At 38.6% G+C, this 19,627-nt stretch carries 19 protein-coding genes; 11 read left to right on the top strand and 8 right to left on the bottom strand.

The genetic code is table 11. The annotated features are described in order from the left end of the window. The first annotated feature begins 191 nt into the window (after window positions 1-191). Complete coding sequence (locus tag ACMGDK_RS04255) at window positions 192-818, top strand: RNA polymerase sigma factor (protein ID WP_436806783.1); 627 nt, start codon at window positions 192-194, stop codon at window positions 816-818. A 91-nt stretch (window positions 819-909) separates the two neighbouring features. Here the strand turns inward: ACMGDK_RS04255 and ACMGDK_RS04260 are convergent, their stop codons facing one another. Then, complete coding sequence (locus ACMGDK_RS04260) at window positions 910-1,782, bottom strand: AraC family transcriptional regulator (protein WP_436806784.1); 873 nt, start codon at window positions 1,780-1,782, stop codon at window positions 910-912. A 72-nt stretch (window positions 1,783-1,854) separates the two neighbouring features. Between ACMGDK_RS04260 and ACMGDK_RS04265 the strand changes: the two genes are divergently transcribed. Continuing rightward, window positions 1,855-3,228, top strand: coding sequence for an MFS transporter (locus ACMGDK_RS04265; RefSeq protein WP_436806785.1), 1,374 nt, complete (start codon window positions 1,855-1,857; stop codon window positions 3,226-3,228). Between the two features lie 57 nt (window positions 3,229-3,285). Next, entirely contained in the window at window positions 3,286-3,672 is a 387-nt protein-coding gene (locus ACMGDK_RS04270; RefSeq protein ID WP_436806786.1) for a hypothetical protein, read from the top strand. Between the two features lie 116 nt (window positions 3,673-3,788). Here the strand turns inward: ACMGDK_RS04270 and ACMGDK_RS04275 are convergent, their stop codons facing one another. Further along, entirely contained in the window at window positions 3,789-4,409 is a 621-nt protein-coding gene (locus tag ACMGDK_RS04275) for a helix-turn-helix transcriptional regulator (RefSeq protein WP_436806787.1), read from the bottom strand. A gap of 191 nt (window positions 4,410-4,600) precedes the next feature. On the opposite strand from ACMGDK_RS04275, the gene ACMGDK_RS04280 reads away from it, so the two are divergent. The 4 genes from ACMGDK_RS04280 to ACMGDK_RS04295 all read left to right on the top strand — a co-directional run bounded on the left by ACMGDK_RS04280 (window position 4,601) and on the right by ACMGDK_RS04295 (window position 6,773). Then, the gene (locus tag ACMGDK_RS04280) at window positions 4,601-5,227 is read left to right on the top strand and encodes a superoxide dismutase (RefSeq protein ID WP_436806788.1); all 627 of its coding nucleotides are present in this window, start codon (window positions 4,601-4,603) and stop codon (window positions 5,225-5,227) included. A gap of 30 nt (window positions 5,228-5,257) precedes the next feature. Then, window positions 5,258-5,758 carry a DUF2480 family protein gene (locus ACMGDK_RS04285; RefSeq protein WP_436806789.1) on the top strand — a complete coding sequence of 167 codons (501 nt, stop codon included), beginning with the start codon at window positions 5,258-5,260 and terminating at the stop codon, window positions 5,756-5,758. Window positions 5,759-5,763: 5 nt separating this feature from the next. Continuing rightward, on the top strand, window positions 5,764-6,318 hold the full coding sequence (locus tag ACMGDK_RS04290) for an NADPH-dependent FMN reductase (RefSeq protein WP_436806790.1): 555 nt from the start codon (window positions 5,764-5,766) through the stop codon (window positions 6,316-6,318). A gap of 107 nt (window positions 6,319-6,425) precedes the next feature. After that, the gene (locus ACMGDK_RS04295; protein WP_436806791.1) at window positions 6,426-6,773 is read left to right on the top strand and encodes a 4Fe-4S dicluster domain-containing protein; all 348 of its coding nucleotides are present in this window, start codon (window positions 6,426-6,428) and stop codon (window positions 6,771-6,773) included. 93 nt (window positions 6,774-6,866) lie between these two features. On the opposite strand, the gene ACMGDK_RS04300 is transcribed toward ACMGDK_RS04295, so the two are convergent. From ACMGDK_RS04300 to ACMGDK_RS04320, 5 genes are all read right to left on the bottom strand, one after another. After that, window positions 6,867-7,802 (bottom strand): ketopantoate reductase family protein, encoded by a 936-nt coding sequence (locus tag ACMGDK_RS04300; RefSeq protein ID WP_436806792.1) that lies wholly within the window; start codon window positions 7,800-7,802, stop codon window positions 6,867-6,869. Between the two features lie 63 nt (window positions 7,803-7,865). Further along, window positions 7,866-8,447, bottom strand: coding sequence for a Crp/Fnr family transcriptional regulator (locus ACMGDK_RS04305; RefSeq protein WP_436806793.1), 582 nt, complete (start codon window positions 8,445-8,447; stop codon window positions 7,866-7,868). A 119-nt stretch (window positions 8,448-8,566) separates the two neighbouring features. Next, window positions 8,567-8,929 carry a hypothetical protein gene (locus ACMGDK_RS04310; protein WP_436806794.1) on the bottom strand — a complete coding sequence of 121 codons (363 nt, stop codon included), beginning with the start codon at window positions 8,927-8,929 and terminating at the stop codon, window positions 8,567-8,569. 15 nt (window positions 8,930-8,944) lie between these two features. After that, window positions 8,945-9,937 carry an MsnO8 family LLM class oxidoreductase gene (locus ACMGDK_RS04315; RefSeq protein WP_436806795.1) on the bottom strand — a complete coding sequence of 331 codons (993 nt, stop codon included), beginning with the start codon at window positions 9,935-9,937 and terminating at the stop codon, window positions 8,945-8,947. 266 nt (window positions 9,938-10,203) lie between these two features. After that, entirely contained in the window at window positions 10,204-10,422 is a 219-nt protein-coding gene (locus ACMGDK_RS04320; protein ID WP_436806796.1) for a hypothetical protein, read from the bottom strand. Between the two features lie 265 nt (window positions 10,423-10,687). Between ACMGDK_RS04320 and ACMGDK_RS04325 the strand changes: the two genes are divergently transcribed. The 4 genes from ACMGDK_RS04325 (at window position 10,688) to ACMGDK_RS04340 (ending at window position 16,028) form a co-directional block, all read left to right on the top strand. Next, complete coding sequence (locus tag ACMGDK_RS04325) at window positions 10,688-11,164, top strand: helix-turn-helix domain-containing protein (RefSeq protein WP_436806797.1); 477 nt, start codon at window positions 10,688-10,690, stop codon at window positions 11,162-11,164. Between the two features lie 148 nt (window positions 11,165-11,312). Then, the gene (locus tag ACMGDK_RS04330) at window positions 11,313-14,165 is read left to right on the top strand and encodes a TonB-dependent receptor (protein ID WP_436806798.1); all 2,853 of its coding nucleotides are present in this window, start codon (window positions 11,313-11,315) and stop codon (window positions 14,163-14,165) included. A 24-nt stretch (window positions 14,166-14,189) separates the two neighbouring features. Continuing rightward, window positions 14,190-15,371: a Ca2+-dependent phosphoinositide-specific phospholipase C gene (locus ACMGDK_RS04335; protein ID WP_436806799.1), complete on the top strand. Its 1,182-nt coding sequence runs from the start codon at window positions 14,190-14,192 to the stop codon at window positions 15,369-15,371. Window positions 15,372-15,650: 279 nt separating this feature from the next. Continuing rightward, the gene (locus ACMGDK_RS04340) at window positions 15,651-16,028 is read left to right on the top strand and encodes a VOC family protein (protein WP_436806800.1); all 378 of its coding nucleotides are present in this window, start codon (window positions 15,651-15,653) and stop codon (window positions 16,026-16,028) included. A gap of 94 nt (window positions 16,029-16,122) precedes the next feature. Here the strand turns inward: ACMGDK_RS04340 and ACMGDK_RS04345 are convergent, their stop codons facing one another. Further along, the gene (locus tag ACMGDK_RS04345; protein WP_436806801.1) at window positions 16,123-19,608 is read right to left on the bottom strand and encodes a glycosyltransferase family 117 protein; all 3,486 of its coding nucleotides are present in this window, start codon (window positions 19,606-19,608) and stop codon (window positions 16,123-16,125) included. Window positions 19,609-19,627: the final 19 nt, after the last annotated feature.

The raw sequence follows: 19,627 nt of genomic DNA on the forward strand, positions 1-19,627 counted from the left end.
GAAAAACTTCCCCAGGTGGTTCTTAATATTGTATTAACATTAAAACCAACTTGTTAACATTTTTAACCCATTCTACTGCTTTCTCAACATTTGATTCACATTTCGGGGATATCTTTCAGAAATAATTAATCTTAGAATCCCCAAAGTTCATAAAAAGTTAATTTTCCTTTAGGTAATTTTGTAACAACGATATGATGCTTACAGACTATACGATATTAAAGAAGATAAAGTCAGGTGACCGTCCTGCATTCATGCTGTTCTATGAGCGGTATTGGGACAGTCTTTACCGTTTTGTTTTCACGAGGACGAGAGATAAAGAGATGTCTGAAGAACTGCTGCAGAACCTCTGGATAAAGATACTGGAAAATACGGCGTCTATACAGACCGATGACACAGAAAGTGCAAAAGGCTACCTCCTGCGTTATCTTCATTACCGGATCATTGATCATTATAACAGTTCGAAAAAGATACCGTCTACCATTAGTATTGATGAATTTGATTCTACCGACGAAATGAATATATCCGATACGGAATATTTTGAAATTCTTGAAGAAAATGAGATCTCTGCTTTATTATCAATGATTGATGAGGTAGTTTCCCAGCTTCCCACGACAGAACAGAGCGTGTATGATATGAGAATCAGAAGAAATATGTCTGTTGATGAAACTGCAGAAGCTCTGGGCATCAGCAATAAGACGGTAAGTAATAAATTAAGCAAAGCTTTGGGAGAAATAAGGGAACAGCTGAACCCGGAATACCAGTCTTCTAAAAAACTGGTATCTATCCTGATGCTGATGGAAATACTGACGAAATATTAAATTGGGGATGGAAGCCGGATGCCTGAAGAAGGAAGTTAGCCATAGTAATTATAGTCTTAGCACTTCCTTTCTTATTTTTCCCTCTTTCAGCCTAAATTTTCTCCTGATCTGGTTTAATCAAAAGATTCTTTCTGTATTCTTTAGGCGTCATATTCCTGTGCTTCTTGAAAAGTTTCGAAAGATGGCTTTCATCACTGAACTGAAGTTCGTATGCAATTTCACTTAAACGGACACTGCTGTATTTCAAATAAGTTTCAACCAATTTCAGACGGTAATCCAGCAGATAATCCTGATAGGAAACTCCTGTATGCTGCTTAAAGTATTCTCCGAAATAATTCTTTGAAATCCCGAAATGATCTGCTATGGCATGAATCCTCGTCTTTTCTTTATCTTTTACATGTTCCTGAATATAAGTAATGATTTTCATGATGGAAAAAGATCTTCTGTTCTGCTGCAGATCGGAGGTTTCGCTGTCAATGATATTCCGTGCGATAAGATTCAGCAGGATGGAAATGCAGTTCCTGATAATCAGATAATCATCGGTTTTATTTTTATACTCTCTTGAAATCTGTATAATAAGGGTCTCAGCAAAACTTTCATCATCCTTACTACCGAATACACATCCTGCCCTCGCATGGAAGTTATTACTGATATATTGCAGTTTGTAAAGGTTTTCGCAGCTTTCTATACGGTCAGCTTCCAGTCTTATTTTATCTATAAACTCAATCGGGCATTCTATAATGATCAACTGGGCATCATTACTTTCAAAATGATACAGCTGATGCTGGGGAATAATAAAAAGCTTCGATTCCCCGAATGTAATAGTTCGTTCGTCATACGTGAGTGTTCCGCAACCCTTCAGAACATAAACCAGTGAAAGAAAAGCTTTTGTTTTGAGAGCTATTTTTTCGCTGCAAATCCTGATTTCCTTTACATCAATGCGTTCAACCTGTAACATTTTCATGATTGAGTACTTATTTTTCCTCCAAAAGTACAATTTTACAGGTATAATAAGCGGCTAATTTTGCAGAAAAAAATGAACATCTACCCCAAACGATGGCAGGCACTTGGTTATCTGACAGCAGGAGCCTTTCTTTCACCACTCGATTATTTTATAGTCAATATGGCACTTCCCTCCATTAAAAAAGCTTTTGAGGCCAGTGATCATCAGCTACAAATGGTTGTTGCCATTTACGGGCTTACTTATGCAGCGCTTGTGGTTTGTGGAGGACGCCTGGGAGATTTATACGGCAGAAAGAAAATATTTACCCTGGGATTGTACCTTTTTTTACTTTCTTCTCTTGCGTGCGCTTTCTCTCCGAACATTACATTTCTTATTATTTCCCGAATGTTCCAGGGGGTTGGAGCTTCTTTTCTGGCGCCTCAGGTTTTAGCATCTATCAGGATTTTGTTCAACAGCAGCGAGCAGCCTAAAGCAGTCAGCATATTCAGCTCTGTTTTTGGACTGGCTTCTGTTGCAGGGCAATTGTTAGGCGGTTTTCTGCTTAACCAACACTGGGCTGCATTTTCATGGGAATTGGTATTTTTAGTCAATGTTCCCGTTACGCTGCTTTGTATCATAGGTATTCACTTTACCATGGACAATAACCGGGAAGAAAAGAAACAGAATATTGATTTTACAGGAGCACTATTACTAATCACCTCATTATTAATGTTCATATGCCCTATTATTTTCGGACGGAAATACCATTGGGCGTGGTGGATCTTTGTGGTTTTACTTACCGGACTTTTACTACTTGCTGTATTTTACAGATATGAAATTAAGGCCATGCGAAAGAACAAACCTGTACTGATAGATCCTAGTCTTTTGCAGCATCAACCGTTTGTTTTATGTCTGTTTATTATTTTCTTTTATAATTTTACTTCAGGGCTGTTTATCTGTTATCCGTATTATCTGCAGCAGTTTCTGAACTGGAACCCTGTAGATACTGGTCTTACTATTATTCCCTACGGACTGGCTTTCTTTATTGGGCCATTGCTTATTTCCAGAATAAAACGTTCTTCATACACCATGATCTTTACTGGGTTAGGATTGCTGATTTCAGGATTCTCACTGGCTTCAGTATTCATTTATCTTCAGGAAAAACCTTCAATAGGAATGGATATCAGTTTGTTTTTGGCAGGACTGGGTCACGGTATTATCATGCCTGTGATGATGCGGGAGGCTATAACACTATTAGGAAAAGAAAAAGCAGGTCAGGCTTCAGGACTGATCAGTATAAGCATACAGGTCGGCAGCGTAACCGGTGGCACCATTATCGGAACCGTATTTTTCAGTACTATAGATTTTTTAGGGTTCCCGAGAGCTTTTGCTTTGGCTTCTTTAATGATTGCAATTGTCCAGGTCGTGGGAATTTTTATCAATAAAAAGCTATTGAAGCATAATTAAATTATAATGAATAGATTTTATGCCGTTTTTATTAACAACAATTATATATTTAAACTTATGAATAACACAGAAAAAATCATTACAGAAATCAGGGGATTCCACAAAGATATTGAAGCGTGGTTTCGTGGAGAAGGAGATCAGAATACTCTTTATAAAAAACTTCTGTCCGGATTTGATGTAGATTTTAAAATGGTCACAGGCAACGGTGATACCATATCTTTAGCTGCATTTTCCGAATGGCTTCCGGGAGTATACGGTAAGTTTTCGGAACGCAACATTGTTATCGAAAATATTGAGGTTCAAACTACAGAAAACCATGGATTAGCATCATATATCGAGATCCAAACAACCGGAGCTGCGGTAACACATAGAAAATCATCAGCGGTCTTTGTGATCCGGGAGGAAAAAGCATGCTGGCTTCATCTTATTGAGAATTGGATCTGATAATTCATGCCAGGATTCTCAGTTTAGATTTTGGCTAACTGAGATATTTTTTGAGCGGGTTAAAGCCCGCTCCTATTGAATTTAAGCAACGAAATCTTTTGTCTTTTATCTAAAAATCAGCCAGTAATTTTATACACACAACGCTGACCGCCGGAAAGAATATGATTTACTCTTTCCACCTGGTACTCTTTGCCGATCAGGCTTCGGAAATTGGAAAGCTCTGCACGGCAGAATCCCTGACATTCTGTGGCGGCGGCACATATCGGGCAGTGGTTTTCTATGAGAAAATACTCATTGCCTTCTTTTGTCCATTCTGCCATATAGCCTTCCTCGCTTCGGACCTGTACCAATATTTCTAACCGATGTTCTAAGGATTCTGCTTTTACCAAGGCTTTTTCATAGCGTTCGTACATATTTTTTTCTCTGTCATTAATCAGAAGGTCCATTGCATTTTCTCCCAAAAGATTTTTTACAGACCTGAGAATCTGTACAGTTACATCGGCATGGGAATCAGGAAACTGCGACAATCCTTTTTCTGTCAGGGTATAGTAAGTTGTGGGACGCCCGACTCCCTCACTTTTTGAGACAGAACGGATGAGTCCTTCCTCAGCAAGATTCAGTAAATGCTTTCTTGCACCCTCCTTTGTTATGGAGAGTTCTTTAGAGATCAAAAACGATGTCGCCTCGCCTCTCATCTTTAAAAACATCAGGATTCGGTCTGCTGCCGGCTTCTTCATTTTACAATATTTTAGTTGTTTTATTTACAACAACAAATATAGTCATTTTCTATAATCTCTAATTTTAAATATTAAATCAATCATTTTCAGGTATTTAAATATCTGTTATTAGATTTAATAAAACAACAACAAAGTTGTTTTATTAAAATATATAACTAACTTTGAAACGCATTAATAAAAAAATAAAAACAATGAACACATTTACACTTCCTCAGCTTCCTTATGCTTACGATACGCTGGAACCATTTATAGATAAAGAAACCATGACCATTCATCATCAGCGTCACCATCAGGCTTATGTGGATAATCTGAATGCAGCATTGAAGGCATCAGAAGAAACCTCTGCCGACCTGGATTCTATACTACAAAGGATCAGTGAATACAGCCCTGCTGTAAGAAATAACGGCGGCGGGCATTTCAACCACTCATTATTTTGGGAAATTCTCTCTCCACAACCTCAGTTAAATCCTGAAGGAAAGCTGGCAGAGGCTATCAACTCTACTTTTGGAAGCCTTGAAAACCTTAAAACCGAAATGAAAAAAGCAGGTTTTGGACAGTTTGGATCCGGATGGGTATGGCTGTTCGTAAAATTCAGTGGTTCGCTGGCTGTAACTTCTACGGCCAATCAGGACAACCCGATGATGGATATCCAACAGGTCAACAGAGGGTTTCCGATTCTTGGAATTGACGTATGGGAACATGCCTATTATTTAGCTTACCAGAATAAAAGAGCGGATTATCTGGATTCATTCTGGTCTGTTTTAAATTGGTCAGCCGTAGAGAGAAAATACGAGGAAGCCCTTTCAAAAATTAAATAACTAACTTTAATATTGATTACAAAATCAATTATGGATCAGAAAATATTCATCAATAAAGCAGAAGCATCCGGAATCATTGCCCTCGATCTTTCAGACTATAGGCCAACTATAGAAATTGTAGAACTGGATATCAAAGACCATCTTTTCATGGGAATGATTGTGAAGGAGAAGGAATTTAAAGAATCCATTGCTGCTGTAGACTTTTCTGTATACAACGAAAAAGCTGTAGGAATCATCTGCTCTACGGATGCTATTATTCCGCCGTGGGCATTTATGATGCTGATGGAGAAATTATCTCCTTACGCTATTTATGCAGATTTAAATAATGCAGAAACGGTTTTGCTGGACCTTTGGAAACGCCGTCTTATGTATGCAGACCTGAGATCCTATAAAAATCAGAAGGTTGTGGTTCGGGCAAAAGCTGATCATGATCCTTCCCTGTACTTATTGGCAGCCGGGCTTCTGAAACCTTTGGTCAAAACTTTGATGTATGGTGAAATAGGCCTTCCAAAAGTAATTTTTAAAAGTTAAAAGCAATGAAAGCACTTATATTTAACGGTTCTTTAGAAAAAAGACCTGACTCTACTTCCGGACGGGTTTCACAATATTTTGCGGAAAAGCTGAAGCAATCAGATTTCCAGGCGGAGATCTTTACACTGGCAGATTCAGGGATTCCACTTTTCGACACTAGTCTTACTAAAACTCCTTTGGCTGTAGAACGCATGTCCCAACTGTTTTTGGAAGCAGAGATTCATTTCTGGATGGCTCCGCTTTATCACGGAAGCATTCCGGGAGCAATGAAAAATTGTCTTGACTGGCTTGAGGTTACGGCCAATCATTATCAGCCTTATCTCACGGATAAAACGGTAGGGTTGGTTTGCTGGGCAGATGGTCTGCAGGCTATGCAGGGCATCAATACGATGGACGCTGTTGCCAAATCTCTGCGGGCATGGCCTCTTCCTTTCAGCATACCTATTATCAGAACAGCATTATTTGATCCGGAAGATTCTACAAAAATATCTTCTTTATATTCTGCTAAATTTGATAAGATGATCGGCATTGCAACTACCAAGAGAATAGGAAAGATATAGTAGAATTACAACCAATTGTTTTTTCATTTAAGTTATGTTGAGACGGAGATTTCTCGAGCCCTAATAAGTCAGGAGAAATCTCTTTTAAACCTTCAAAAATATACTATATGGCTATTACAATAACTGATGCTTGCATCAACTGCGGAGCTTGCGAACCTGAATGTCCTAATTCAGCGATCTATGAAGGCGCTATTGACTGGAGATGGCAGGACAAAACAAAACTTTCCGGGAAAGTGGTCTTTCCGGATGGCACGGAAGCAGATGCTGAGGCTTATCAACAGGCTTATTCTGATGACGTCTATTATATTGTTCCTGGAAAATGTACGGAATGTAAAGGATTTCATGAGGAACCGCAGTGTAAAACAGTTTGCCCGGTAGATTGCTGCGTAGACGATCCCGAACACCGTGAAACTGATGATATTTTATTCAGCCGGCAGAAGTTCCTTCATTCTTAAATAAGTGAACTCATCCAATTGTGAACAAATATAAAGCGGGAATAGACCCGCTTTCAGCTTATTATTCGTCTTTAGCCAAGATCTGCCAGCAATTTACAAGGCTTTTATTTCATTATAAATTTTTTGTGTGGAAGGCGTCTCTATGCCTAATTCTTTTCCAAAATTCAAAACGGCACCTCCTAATAATTCAAGTTCATTATTTTCTTTTCCGGAATTCACGTCAAGTTGCAGAGAGGTTGGAGTTTCGAAAGGAAATGTAGCTGCTTTTTCAAATGTCTTTTGAATAATATCTTCATCCAGAACAATTCTTTTTCTGTCAGCAATCATTTTTATTTCTTTCATGATTTCAGAAGCTTCAGTTCTCTGATTTTCATCCGTGCATACCTTTCCAATAGAAGAATTATGTTTAGCTGTCACCAATCCGAAACTGGCAATGAAAATATATTTCGTCCAAATATCTGCCAGCGAATTATCTTTAAAATCAAAATCAATTTTACTTTCTTTCAATATATCAACGATCCAATCCACATCCGCAGAAAAATGTTCAGGATCTCTTCCTACAATCATTTTCCCTGCTTTTCCCTTATGCTCTACAATTCCTTTTTCTTTGATATGGGAAGCAACATACAGACAGGTCGGAAGAATAACGTTATCAGGAATTATTTTTCTAATTCTTTCGTAAATATCCGCACCATTCATCATGGGAAGCAGTACTGTTTCACTGCTGATCACCTCTTTAAGCTGACGGCAGATATTCTCGAGATCATATTCTTTTACACAAATCAATATTAAGTCTGCATTTTTCACGTCACTGATATTCTGCTCTACAGCATCGGGGCGGGTATGATCTATAGGATGCTCAGGCGAGAGAAGAACCAGTCCGTTTTCTTTTACCTTTTGATAGGTTTCTCCTCTTGCTACAAAACTCACTTTATATTTTTTTGAGGCTTCATTTTCCTGATTTATTTTAAAACCGAAATATCCGCCTACTCCACCCAATCCAAGTACTGCAATATGTTTCTTGCTCATAAATTTATTTTTAACAAAGATGGGTTTCAAATTTTAAACGATCACTTGACAAATGAAAAGAAATTATATTTTATTAATTTCTCTTCTGATACGGCTTAATGAGCTGTCTTTAATTCCCAGGTAGGAAGCAATGATCTTCAGAGGAACAAACTGGAAAATATCAGGATGCTTTTTCATCAGGTTAAAATATCGTGTAGAAGCTTTCTGGCTGGCCATTTCTATCAGTCGGTCATGAATGCTGTAATAATTGAGAACGAAAAGAAGCCGGCTGAACTCCCTGAATTCCGGAATATTATGAAAGTTGTGCTGTACGTTTTTCAGTCCCGTTTCCCAAAAAGAGCAGGCAGTAATGGTTTGGTAGGTTTCTTTAGCGGGCTGCTGTCTGAAAAACGACAGAAAATCATTCACAAAGCAGGGCGCTGCGTAGATATTCGTTGTAATTTCTTCGTTGTCCTCATTAAGGATAAAAGAACGGACATACCCTTTTTCCAGAAAAAATGTTCTGGTACTGATCTCATCTTTGTTCAACAAAACTTCATTCGCTTTTAGCTCAAAGTGACCGAATGTCTCAGTGATTTTCTCAACAACTTCTTCTTTAATATCGAATAAAGAATGAAAATAAATATTAAGTGAAGATTTGTCCATAATTCAAAGCATTTTTCAGCAACTTCCAAAAGTAGAAAATTTTAGTGAAAATTACTTTGAAAGAATTTATAAAGCAGATATTTCCATAAATTTAATCCTGAAAACTGATATATCTGAGACTAAAATTCTTCCCAGCCTTCGTTCTGAGGATCATATTTTGCGAATTCACCGGTATCTGTAAATTCTGATGCGGTCATTCCTACTTCAAAAATGGAACTTTCACTCAGACTTGCATTGAAATACAGTCCTCTTTCGGTAAGTAAAGCCGTTCCGAAATCTTCGTCCGGGTGGTTGAAATGGACTCCGGCATCATCTTTTCTTACCAGTTGATATTTATATCTTAAAAGACGTTCTTTTAATCCGTCAATCTGCTCTTCAGTCAAGGGAACAAGGTTGTCTTCACGGTCAAAAAAGCTGTCGTCATCGGCTTCCTGTTCTTTTTCTTTTGTTTTGATACTGAATAACTGAATATTATAGCTCATGAGATGGGTTGAATATTAATTGCCCAATATAATACTTTTATAGGTATCTATCCGGTCTTTCTCTCTGTACATATTGCAGAGAATCAAAAGTTCATCTGTATTATAATCCTGAGCCTTTTCCTGTAGCCTTTCTGAAATATTTCCGGGTGTATCCACAATGATATGATCCAGAATATTAAAGAATTCCTCTTCATCTTCGCTTCCCATTATTCTCTGTTCAATTATTGCAGCTGGGAGAAGAGCTTCGGGCGCCTGGATATGCCGGGCCTGCAGAAACTGATATGCCATTCCGTAGGCATTGTATCTGGCTATTTTTAAATCACCGGCAACAGATGCAGCAACCGCTATCTGCAACGAAGGAGTGGAACTGTATTGATTTCTGTTAAATTCATTTAAGTAAGTCTCAGTACTTTCCGTTTCCTGCCCGCCTCCCATGAAATCTGCATATGAATAGCCTACTCCATGCATTGCGGCTTCTCTGGCAGATTGAATTCCGGAACCTAGCCACAGGATCTCAGGCAGCTGAGCAACGGCTGTGGGTTGGGCAATAAGTCCGTCGTAGATTCCTTTTTCTTCTTTAATATATTGTATGATCTCTTCAAGTTTTGTTTCCTGACTAGATAAGACAACGGGTCGGTGGTTATTCAATGCGGATACAGCATCCTTTAAACCTCCCGGAGCTTTACCCAAACCCAGAATAAACCGTTCCGGATAAAGACTGCCCAGCATTTTGGTCCATTCGGCAATTTTATAGGCTGAATAGTTTTTCATCATAATCCCTCCGGTTCCTACTTTGATACGTTGAGTCTTACCTAATATCACAGCAGACAGGATTTCAGGACTTGAGCTTCCATACGCATCCACGCCATGATGTTCGGAATAGATTACACTATGAAATCCTGCTTTATCAGCAAACACTGCCAGATCAATGCTGTTCTTCAATGCCTGCAGTGAGCTTCCCCCTTCAATGGCTGGAGATTGATCCAGGATCCCTAATTTCAATTTCATACCTGCTGTTTACTTTTAATTTAAAACTAAATAATTACTGATTGAATACTTATACTTTTGAAGATGAATATGAGTCCCTGAAAACTTTTTATAAAAATACCAAAAATTTAATGATCCGTTAAAAGCATCCTTCCTGTTTATTGATAATTTTGGGCAGATTTAAACTGGCTATGTTGTACATTTTAATGGTTGTCATCCTACAGGCTGTAATTACGCTGGCTGTCTTACTCTGTCTTGCCAAGAACAGAAAGTCTTTTCACAATATGCTATTGCTCTACATTGTGACCGTAGTAGTGGATATGGGCTACGAATATTTTATCATCCAAAGATTCGGCTATGAATCTGTTCTTTATGAAATACCGGGCAGTCTCAGAGTTTTTAAAGGTTTGATATTTCTGTACATTACTTTTTATCTGATTAATTTCAAACACCGGGATAAACTGAAATACTTGCTCTACCCTTTCTCTCTGATCGTTCTCATCCATACCTTTGGATTGTCAGCAAAATTATTCGGTTACCAAGAAGGAGATCTAGTTATAGGCTTGTACTCAAAATATTTTGCCAATTATTATATTCATTATTGGACAGGAAGTCTCGTCATCTGTATTGTTTTGTTGTCCCTGTATCAAAAAAAGATCGAAAACCTTTTTATAAAAAAAATTCCGGCTATTTTTATCTTTTGTGTTAGGGAGTGTCTTGGCTTTCTGGTCAAGCTACAAATTAGGGCTGGATATTCTTCTGTTTCAAAAAATGTATAACCTTTCATTTTTAATCCAGTTCGCCTGGATATTGTACGTTTATATTTTAACGTACCACGAACAGCAGAAGAAAGAAACACTTACAATCATTGAAGAAACTCCATTTAAGGAAAAATATCAATATAAGGATCTTTCCAAAATAGATTTTGAGAAGGTAAAATCTTCTATAGAGGAATTTTATGACAAAAGCATTATCTATCTGGATGAAGACTTTACCCTGGAGCAGCTTTCACAGTATTTATCTATTTCCAGAACCGATCTTACCATTACGTTCAGCCAATATCTTTCTTCCAACTTTCATGAATATACCAACCGTAACCGTGTTTTACAGTTCAAACGCATGCAGGAAAAAGAGCCTGATTCCAATGTTACAGACCTCGCCTACCAATGCGGATTTAAGTCCAAATCCACCTTTTACAAATATTTCAAAAAAGAATTCAACTGCCTGCCAACAGATCATGTTATATAACGGTCTAATTCTATATTACAATTATTTAACAAACACAAATAACTAAAAATCAACACATTAAATAATATTCAAATCTAAACAAGTCTGTTAAAATTTAAATGAACTGAATTCTTTCTCAGGGAAAACATCTTTGTGCAAAATTTATAAAATGTTACGAAGAAGATTTTTTTTAACCACTGCAGCTGGCTTTTTTCTCGGGGGCTTTGCGATGGCCCAAACCACAGTACATGGTGTTGTGGCTGATCAGCAGGGAAACCTGCCTAATGCTTTAATCTATATAGAAAATAAAGCAGAAAAAATAACGTCGAATACGGACGGGTCTTTTGTATTAAGCAATATTCCTGACGGAAATTACAGACTGATTATTGAATATACAGGCTACGAAAGTATATATTTACCTTTTATAGTCGCTGATAAGAAGGCGGTTGATCTGGGCTTGATCAGCCTAGGCGAAAAAAAAGCGAAAGAGAATGCCATTCAGGAAGTAGTGGTCACCAGCGCTTATAAAGCGTCACAGGCCCGGGCTATTACCATGAAGAAAAACTCTAACACCATTACGGAAGTTCTGAGCGCAGATGCTATCGGGAAATTACCGGACCGTAATGCTGCAGATGCGGTACAGCGCATGCAGGGAGTTTCTATTGAAAGGGATATGGGGGAAGGACGTTTTGTTGCCGTGAGAGGCACTCCGGTTCAATGGACTTCTTCCACATTGAATGGCAGCAGAATGCCGAGCGCAAGTGGTGATAATGCCAACAGAGGAGTCCAGATGGATATTTTCCCTTCTGAGCTTATACAAAGTGTACGTTTATCGAAAGCACTGACTCCTGATCTTGATGGCGACGCTATCGGCGGAAATGTGGATTTCATTACAAAAACATCCCCCAACAAAGAAACACTGGCCATAAGTAATGCTACCGGATATGTAAATATGTCCAAATCTCCGACGTTTAACTCTTCCATCGTTTATGGAAATAAAATTACAGAAAAACTGAAGTTTATTTCCTCTGCGGTGATATGGCAACGGTCAAGTGCCATAGACCAAATGCGGAATATTTTCAATTATGGTTTAGCAGATCAGACAGCATCCTATTCCATCAATCAGTTACAGCTTCGTGATTATCTGGCAGACAGAAGAACTTTGGGATTCAATTACGCAATGGACTATGATATCAACAGTAAAAATAAATTGTACTTCAAAGGACTCTACAGTCAATACAAAGATGGACAGTCTGTGCGGGAAACCTATTTTAATTTTGACTCTAAGAATGTAACTCTTCAGGCAAGACATGCTGATTATCTTACCGATTTATATTCCATGCAGGTGGGTGGGAACCATCAGGTTGGCCAGCGTTTAGAAATAGACTGGTCTTTGTCTAAAGCCAGATCAAGTTTTAAATTTAATTCTCCGGAAAATTTAGACGACCATGACAGAGGCTACCCGATCATCAATTTTGTACAGCCTATGACCTATGGAAGCCTGGCTTCTGATGGCAGAAAATATTTCGCCATGGATGCTCCAGGCGGAACGGGTGATCCAGCAGACTTTACCTTACCTCATAATCAGAGCCCGGTTTCTGCCAGCCAGCTAAAACTGAATCAGGTGATCCTCAGCCAGAACCGTAACAGCGAAACCGATCTTCGGGGTCAGGTGGATCTGAAATATACCGTTTCGGAGCATTTTAAACTTCAATTCGGAACAAAATTCAATAATAAAGAAAAAGTAGTTGATGCTGCTGTATTGGTTTGGATGCCGAAATCGGCACTGGGTATTCCGGGATCTCCGTTAAGCTATATGAACCAGTTTGAACAGACACCCTTTCCTTTTAAAGGAGGTTTTATGAATCCTATCGGTAATCCTTATCAGTCAGTCATGATCAACCAGATTACTAACGGACAGATTGACCAATTTTATAATACCGACACTCAAAATATTCTGGGACTGCAGCAGGTAAGCGGAAAGAACAGCAATTCCAATATGACCAGCTCCTACAGAGGAACAGAAAATGTATGGGCAACCTATGTAATGGGCACATGGCGGATCAATGAGAACTTTCAGCTGGTAGGCGGTGTAAGAAATGAATATAATGACATTTCCTTCTACGGTAAGAAAGTAGTTTCCGATAAGTCCGGAACTGTGGCAGAAGATATTAAAGATGGGAAAAAGTATAATATATTTCTGCCTATGATCAATATGAAATGGAAATTGACCAAAGACAGAATACTGAGAGCTGCATACACCAGATCTTTTGCCAGACCTGATTTTAATGACCTTAATCCAGGAACTATTGTCAATGATCTGTCCAATACTGTCGTCCAGGGAAATACTCAGCTGAGTCCTACTTTTTCCAATAATTTCGATCTGATGTTTGAAAACTATTTCGGAAAACTGGATTTGGTCACCGCCGGAGCTTTTTATAAGGACATTACCGACCTGATCTACAAAGACCAGTCTATCCTTAATATCAATGGGCTTCCGTACACCTTTACCACTCCTAAAAATTTAGAAGGGGCAAAACTATACGGCTTCGAAATCGGAATCTCCAAACGATTTGAAAGGTTTCCCGGATTTCTGAAACATCTTGGCTTTGAAGGAAATTATACCTATATCAATTCCGAAATGAAAATGCCCGTCTATGAAAACGGAAAACAGACCGGAACCATGAAAACGACCATTCCCAATCAGGCCAAGCATATTTTTAATACCATATTATTTTTCGAAACCAGTAAGCTCATGCTCCGTTTGGCTGGAAATTATAAGGGAGATTACGTCAGCGAAATAAGAACAGCTGCCGGCCCCGATCATTATCAGCATTTTGATAAAAACTTTACGGTAGATGCTTCTACGTCGTACAGCATCAATAAAAATATCAGACTGTTTGTAGAACTGAATAATATTTTCAACGAGCCCAACCGGTATTATATGGGAGAAAAATCCAGAGTTGAGAACCTCTCCTATTCCGGAATAAGAGGCCAGTTTGGCGTTAATTTCAATTTTTAATAGTACAAAATAATTATCCACTTTATGAAAAAGTATATGTACACTGCTGCAGTAGCTGCAGCCTCGCTATTCCATGCCCAGGAAAAATGTAAAAACATCAGAATTAACCAGATACAGGTATTAGGAACCCATAATTCCTATGCAGAACCGGTAGATCCCAAAGTATTGGATCTGGCAGCGCCTATTATCAAGAATCTGATGGCAAAATACAGTTCAGGAATGTCCTCTGAGCAGAAAGCTAAATTCCAGGAATACCATCCTAACGGAATGGATTTTACAGAGGCCCTCAATTATAATCATCCCGGTTTTACAGAGCAGCTTAATGCCAACCTCCGTGGGCTTGAGCTGGACGTTTACTATGATCCGGACGGCAACCGCTTTAATCATCCGGCATCCTACCGCGTCTTAAAGGAGAAAGGCGTAAAAGATCTGGCACCGCACAATACCAAAGACCTGGACCAACCCGGATTTAAGCTTCTGCATATGGCAGATATTGATTTCAGATCGCATTATCCGACGTTAAAAGATGCCCTTAAGGAACTTCGGCAATGGTCGGATCAGCATCCTCAGCACACGACCCTATTTATTATGGTGGAAGCTAAGGACTCCGGATTTCCTATTTTCCCCAATTCTACCCAGGTTTTACCCTTTACCCAAAAAGCTTACGATGATCTGGATCAGGAAATTTTACAGTATCTGGGGAAAGATAAGATCATTACTCCTAAAGAAGTACAGGGGAAGTTTCCTACACTGCGGGAGGCTGTCGTTCACAATAACTGGCCGAAAGCGGAAGACAGCAGAGGAAAATTCATATTTATGCTGTTACCGGGAAGTGCAGGAACTCAGTCTACTAAAAACAGCCCTTATCTTATTGACGGTTCTCTGGAAAAAAGACTAATGTTCATGGAAAGTGAGCCGGAGGACAGTTTTGCAGCCTTTATTTTAAAAGATAATGCAATCGTACGGCAGCAGGACATTCAGACTCTGGTGAAACAGGGGTTTATGGTACGAACGAGAGCTGATATTGAAACATATGAAGCCAAGGTCAATGACCTTACCCGATCAAAAGCAGCCTTCAGCAGTGGTGCACAGGTTATTTCTACAGATTTTTTCCGGCCCGGAAATGTTTATGGAACGTCCTATTTTGTAAAACCTCCCCAGGACAAAGATTATATCCTGAATCCTATCAATGCGGATTGTCACTAAACCTAATGAAGCATCTTCAAAATTATATTTGAGGATGCTTTTTAGTTATCAACCAAGATAGATTCTACTTTATTGCTACCTCTTTTGGATGTGTTAACGTGATGTAAATATTGTTGCCGTTTAAAGATTTATACAGAATTGAGTTAAACTGATCACTTAAGTCCAATTTCTTGTAATTTAGTTTTTTGAAAAAAAGTTTTACATATATTTGAAAACAGGAGGAAGCAGAGGTCAGTTTTCCTGTCATCCTTCCTATATTCTAATGACTAAAAAACAGACATGAAAAAAGTAACAGGAATCGGAGGCATCCTTTTCAAATCAAAAGATCCGGATGCTATGAACGATTGGTATAAAACTCATCTCGGTCTAGAGACAACTCCCTACGGAACCAGTTTTGAATGGCGTGAAAGTGAAGATACTACGAAAAAAGGAATCACGCAATGGGCTCCTTTTACAGAAACTACCAAATATTTTGAACCTTCTACGAAAGATTTCATGATCAATTACAGAGTGGAAAATCTGGAGGCATTGGCAGAGGAATTAAAAAAAGAAAACGTTACGATTCTGGACACTATCGAAACTTATGATTATGGAAAATTCCTGCATATTCTGGATCTGGAAGGAAACAAAATTCAATTATGGGAGCCGGTTGATTAGCTGTTATTTAAATTCATTCAAGAACAAACAATCATATATAAAATTAAAAGTCCGGACTATACCGGACTTTTTCTTTGTTCAGTTTTTAAGGCATCTATTGGATCGCTTTAATCATTGCCCTGGTAATCTGGTCTTCTTTTTCTTTTGAATAGGTAGAATCAAAAGGTTGCATCACATCGAACAAATATTGATAGAAAGGAGTGATCTTCTGTACATTTTCAGATTCTTTCATTTCCTTTTCTTTACCCATCTGTTGAAGCTCTTTGATGAAAACATTGAACTTCTTATCGATAGGCTCTATAGATTTTACCAGGTAAGCATATGCCTTTTCATTCTGTCCCAATTTCTTATAAGCATCTGTTACCGCTGATACCACCATCGAGTATTCCATTGGCTTCACTCTCATCTGCTTGGCTGACTGCCTCTGAAATGTTGGGGAAAGACTCAGATAGTAATCGTATTCTTCAAAGATCTCTTTTTTAAGGATTTCTGCCAGCTGAAGGCCTTTTTTCTCCTGTCCTGCAATGATATATCCGGTGACCATAGAGCTCAATGAGCGGGGATCATTATATTTTTCAGCAGGAATTTCTTTTGAGGCAAGGTCTAATAATTCTATAGCTTTAGCTTTCTGTCCTTTTAGTGCCAATGCCGAAGCGGCCCTTCCGGCCGTCATTCTGTAGCCCATAATGTTTGAGGTGGCTGCTTCATCATAATGAATACCCAGGTCTTTAAAATTTCCCCATCTGAAGTTTTTCACAACATTATATAATGAATTAGTATCTACCCTGCCCATATCACCATCCAGGTTTGGAGCTGTATGAATAGGCACTAATTTGTAGCTGAAACCTTCAAACTGAAGATATTCGTCAAGGTAAAAGATATTCTCACTGTCGTAAATTCCCCCTGATGAGAAGTTGATTGGACGTTTCCAATCGAAATTCGCCAGCATATCCAGCATCATGAGGTTGTTTTTATAAAGCGTGTTTCCTTTATAGGTAATCATGATTTGGTTCACCACATCCGGAAGATCCGCCTGAGTGATGATTCCTGCTTTTAATGCATTTTCTTTATTAACAGGAAGAATGAATTTGTTTACCGGAAGGATATTGTATTCTGCATATTTTTCTTCCCCGAAGTACATTTTCAGAAGCTCATCTTTTTCAGGAGATTTAAACTTTAGAAAGTTGATTGCCTCCTTCAATGTCAATGAATCCTCTGTAAGGTATTTTCTGAAGGCTCCGAATTGTGTATCAGGGACACCCTGTTCTTTCAGCATAGAAAAAACGCCTTCCCAGTCTTCTTTCTTCATCATGTAGATCTGGTCATTCACTCCGTCTCTGTAATCTTCATGAGTGAGTTCACTCGGAATTGCCGCTGCATTGTATGTTTTTCTTTTTACCTGATCAATATACCATGGGGTCGCCAACAGAGTGAAATTTACGGTTTTTACGTCATCACGGAACCTTTCTGTTTCCTGAATCGCCCATACAGGAAAGGTATCGTTATCACCATAGATAAAAATGATATCATCTTTAGACAGTGATTTCAAAAATGAATAGGCATAGTCACGTGCCGCCGATTTTTTGCTGCGGTCATGCGGTGTATAGTTCTGGAATCCCATCATAAAAGGGATACCTAATAAAACTATTCCTAAAGCAATGTTTGCTCCGTTTGATTTTATCTTAGATTGGATAAACCATAAAATAGCTCCGGCTCCAAGGCCGATCCAGATCGCAAATGCATAGAATGAGCCTACCATTGCATAATCTCTTTCCCTTACTTCAAAAGGTTTTACACCTGTGTAGAAAACAATTCCAACACTTGTTAAAATAAACAATGAAAGCAGTGCATAGAATCTTCCAAAGTCCCTGTTAAGCTGGAAAAAGAAACCGATCAATCCTAAGATTAAGGGTAAAAAGAAGAATTTAACCGTGCTTTCATTCTTGAATTTTGCAGGCATTTTATCCTGGTTCCCAAGTAAGGCATTGTCTATAAAAGGAATTCCGGAGATCCAGTTTCCTCTTGTATTCTCCATTTTGCCTTCAAGATCATTCTGCCTTCCCACGAAGTTCCACATCAGGTATCTTACAAAGTAATACCCGTTCTGGAAGGTAATGAAATAATCCATATTCTGAGCTAGTGAAGGCTTCTGAACATTGATCAGGTTATAAGGTTTTACTTTCAGATAATCTGCTGCCGTAATGGATTTGTCTTCATATTTTGCTCTCAGCTCATCAAATATCTGTTTAGCCTGTGGATTGTCTGTCACTTCTTCATTGGCATAATTGAAGGTAAAATCAGGGGCTCCGTACATAGAAATGTAGTTTGCCATTACATCCTTGTCCTGATTGAACATTCTTGGCATTAAGCTGATCTGAGACTTACTGAATAGGTAATTGAACCGGTCACCGGTTTTTCTGTAGGTTCCAGTTTTTTCATCTTTTTCATAGATATCTCCGGTCTTTTTTGTTTTGAAACTTCCGTCTTCATTTTTCTCCATTCCGTTCGCATCAAGGAAAGCGGTATAGTTTTGACCGTAGATAGTTGGCCAATCACCGTATTGCTCCCTGTTATAATAATCCAGCATACCAATGGCAGTATCAGGATCATTAAGGTTCATTGGAGGATTCGCATTCGCTCTGATCGGAATCACCATCCAGCATGAGAAACCAATAATCATGAAAACTATTGACAATGCAGCAGTCTGATATATATTTTTCTTGGCTCTTCTTGCATATTTAATAATAAAATAGCATGCTGCTGTCATTAAAATAAATGCAGCGATCGTTCCTGAATGGAAAGGAAGTCCAAGCCCATTGACAAAGAATATTTCCAGTCTTCCGAACATGGTCATGATCAATGGGAAGATAATTTTGAAAACAATAATCAGAATTCCCAGTGTGATTGCGTTGGCCCAGATAAAATTTTTCCATGTAAATTTGTAGTTTCTTGCATAATACACCAGACATACGGCCGGAACTGCCAACATCCCCATCATGTGTACTCCTACAGAAAGCCCCAATACAAAGAAAATAAGGATGATCCATCTTTCGCTGTCTTTCGCAAGGTATTCGTTTTCCCATTTGGTGATGAGCCATACCAGCAGGGCAATAAACAGGGAAGCCATGGAATACACCTCTCCTTCTACGGCAGAAAACCAGAAAGTATCTGAAAAGGTAAAGCATAATGCGCCTACCGCTCCTGCAAAAAGAATGGAGATTTCCTGGTGTTTTGTAATTTCATCAAAGTCTTTGTTCAAAAGCCTTCTTACAAAATGGGTAATCGTCCAGAACAGAAATAAAATGGTCAATGCACTAAAGAGTGAAGACATTGCATTGATCACAATAGCATAATTCTGTTCATTTTCCAATGCCAATATACTGGTCATAGCACCCACAATCTGGAATAAAGCTGCTCCGGGAGCATGCGTTACTTCAAGTTTTACAGCTGAGGAAATGTACTCGCCGCAGTCCCAGAAACTAAGATAATGTTCCATGGTGGAGAAATAAGTAATCAGTGCGATAACGAAAATAACCCATCCTAAAACAGTGTTCCATTTTTTAAAAGACCAGTTCTTCATAAACTATGTAGTTTCAATA

This window comes from Chryseobacterium hilariae (assembly GCF_051400735.1).
Taxonomy (GTDB): Bacteria; Bacteroidota; Bacteroidia; order Flavobacteriales; family Weeksellaceae; genus Chryseobacterium.

Excerpts from the sequence above, each read along its gene's own strand:
- ACMGDK_RS04255 (WP_436806783.1), top strand. The coding sequence starts at position 192 with ATGATGCTTACAGACTATACGATATTAAAGAAGATAAAGTCAGGTGAC.
- ACMGDK_RS04260 (WP_436806784.1), bottom strand. The coding sequence starts at position 1,782 with ATGAAAATGTTACAGGTTGAACGCATTGATGTAAAGGAAATCAGGATT.
- ACMGDK_RS04265 (WP_436806785.1), top strand. The coding sequence starts at position 1,855 with ATGAACATCTACCCCAAACGATGGCAGGCACTTGGTTATCTGACAGCA.
- ACMGDK_RS04270 (WP_436806786.1), top strand. The coding sequence starts at position 3,286 with ATGAATAACACAGAAAAAATCATTACAGAAATCAGGGGATTCCACAAA.
- ACMGDK_RS04275 (WP_436806787.1), bottom strand. The coding sequence starts at position 4,409 with ATGAAGAAGCCGGCAGCAGACCGAATCCTGATGTTTTTAAAGATGAGA.
- ACMGDK_RS04280 (WP_436806788.1), top strand. The coding sequence starts at position 4,601 with ATGAACACATTTACACTTCCTCAGCTTCCTTATGCTTACGATACGCTG.
- ACMGDK_RS04285 (WP_436806789.1), top strand. The coding sequence starts at position 5,258 with ATGGATCAGAAAATATTCATCAATAAAGCAGAAGCATCCGGAATCATT.
- ACMGDK_RS04290 (WP_436806790.1), top strand. The coding sequence starts at position 5,764 with ATGAAAGCACTTATATTTAACGGTTCTTTAGAAAAAAGACCTGACTCT.
- ACMGDK_RS04295 (WP_436806791.1), top strand. The coding sequence starts at position 6,426 with ATGGCTATTACAATAACTGATGCTTGCATCAACTGCGGAGCTTGCGAA.
- ACMGDK_RS04300 (WP_436806792.1), bottom strand. The coding sequence starts at position 7,802 with ATGAGCAAGAAACATATTGCAGTACTTGGATTGGGTGGAGTAGGCGGA.
- ACMGDK_RS04305 (WP_436806793.1), bottom strand. The coding sequence starts at position 8,447 with ATGGACAAATCTTCACTTAATATTTATTTTCATTCTTTATTCGATATT.
- ACMGDK_RS04310 (WP_436806794.1), bottom strand. The coding sequence starts at position 8,929 with ATGAGCTATAATATTCAGTTATTCAGTATCAAAACAAAAGAAAAAGAA.
- ACMGDK_RS04315 (WP_436806795.1), bottom strand. The coding sequence starts at position 9,937 with ATGAAATTGAAATTAGGGATCCTGGATCAATCTCCAGCCATTGAAGGG.
- ACMGDK_RS04320 (WP_436806796.1), bottom strand. The coding sequence starts at position 10,422 with ATGGATGAGAACGATCAGAGAGAAAGGGTAGAGCAAGTATTTCAGTTT.
- ACMGDK_RS04325 (WP_436806797.1), top strand. The coding sequence starts at position 10,688 with ATGTATAACCTTTCATTTTTAATCCAGTTCGCCTGGATATTGTACGTT.
- ACMGDK_RS04330 (WP_436806798.1), top strand. The coding sequence starts at position 11,313 with ATGTTACGAAGAAGATTTTTTTTAACCACTGCAGCTGGCTTTTTTCTC.
- ACMGDK_RS04335 (WP_436806799.1), top strand. The coding sequence starts at position 14,190 with ATGAAAAAGTATATGTACACTGCTGCAGTAGCTGCAGCCTCGCTATTC.
- ACMGDK_RS04340 (WP_436806800.1), top strand. The coding sequence starts at position 15,651 with ATGAAAAAAGTAACAGGAATCGGAGGCATCCTTTTCAAATCAAAAGAT.
- ACMGDK_RS04345 (WP_436806801.1), bottom strand. The coding sequence starts at position 19,608 with ATGAAGAACTGGTCTTTTAAAAAATGGAACACTGTTTTAGGATGGGTT.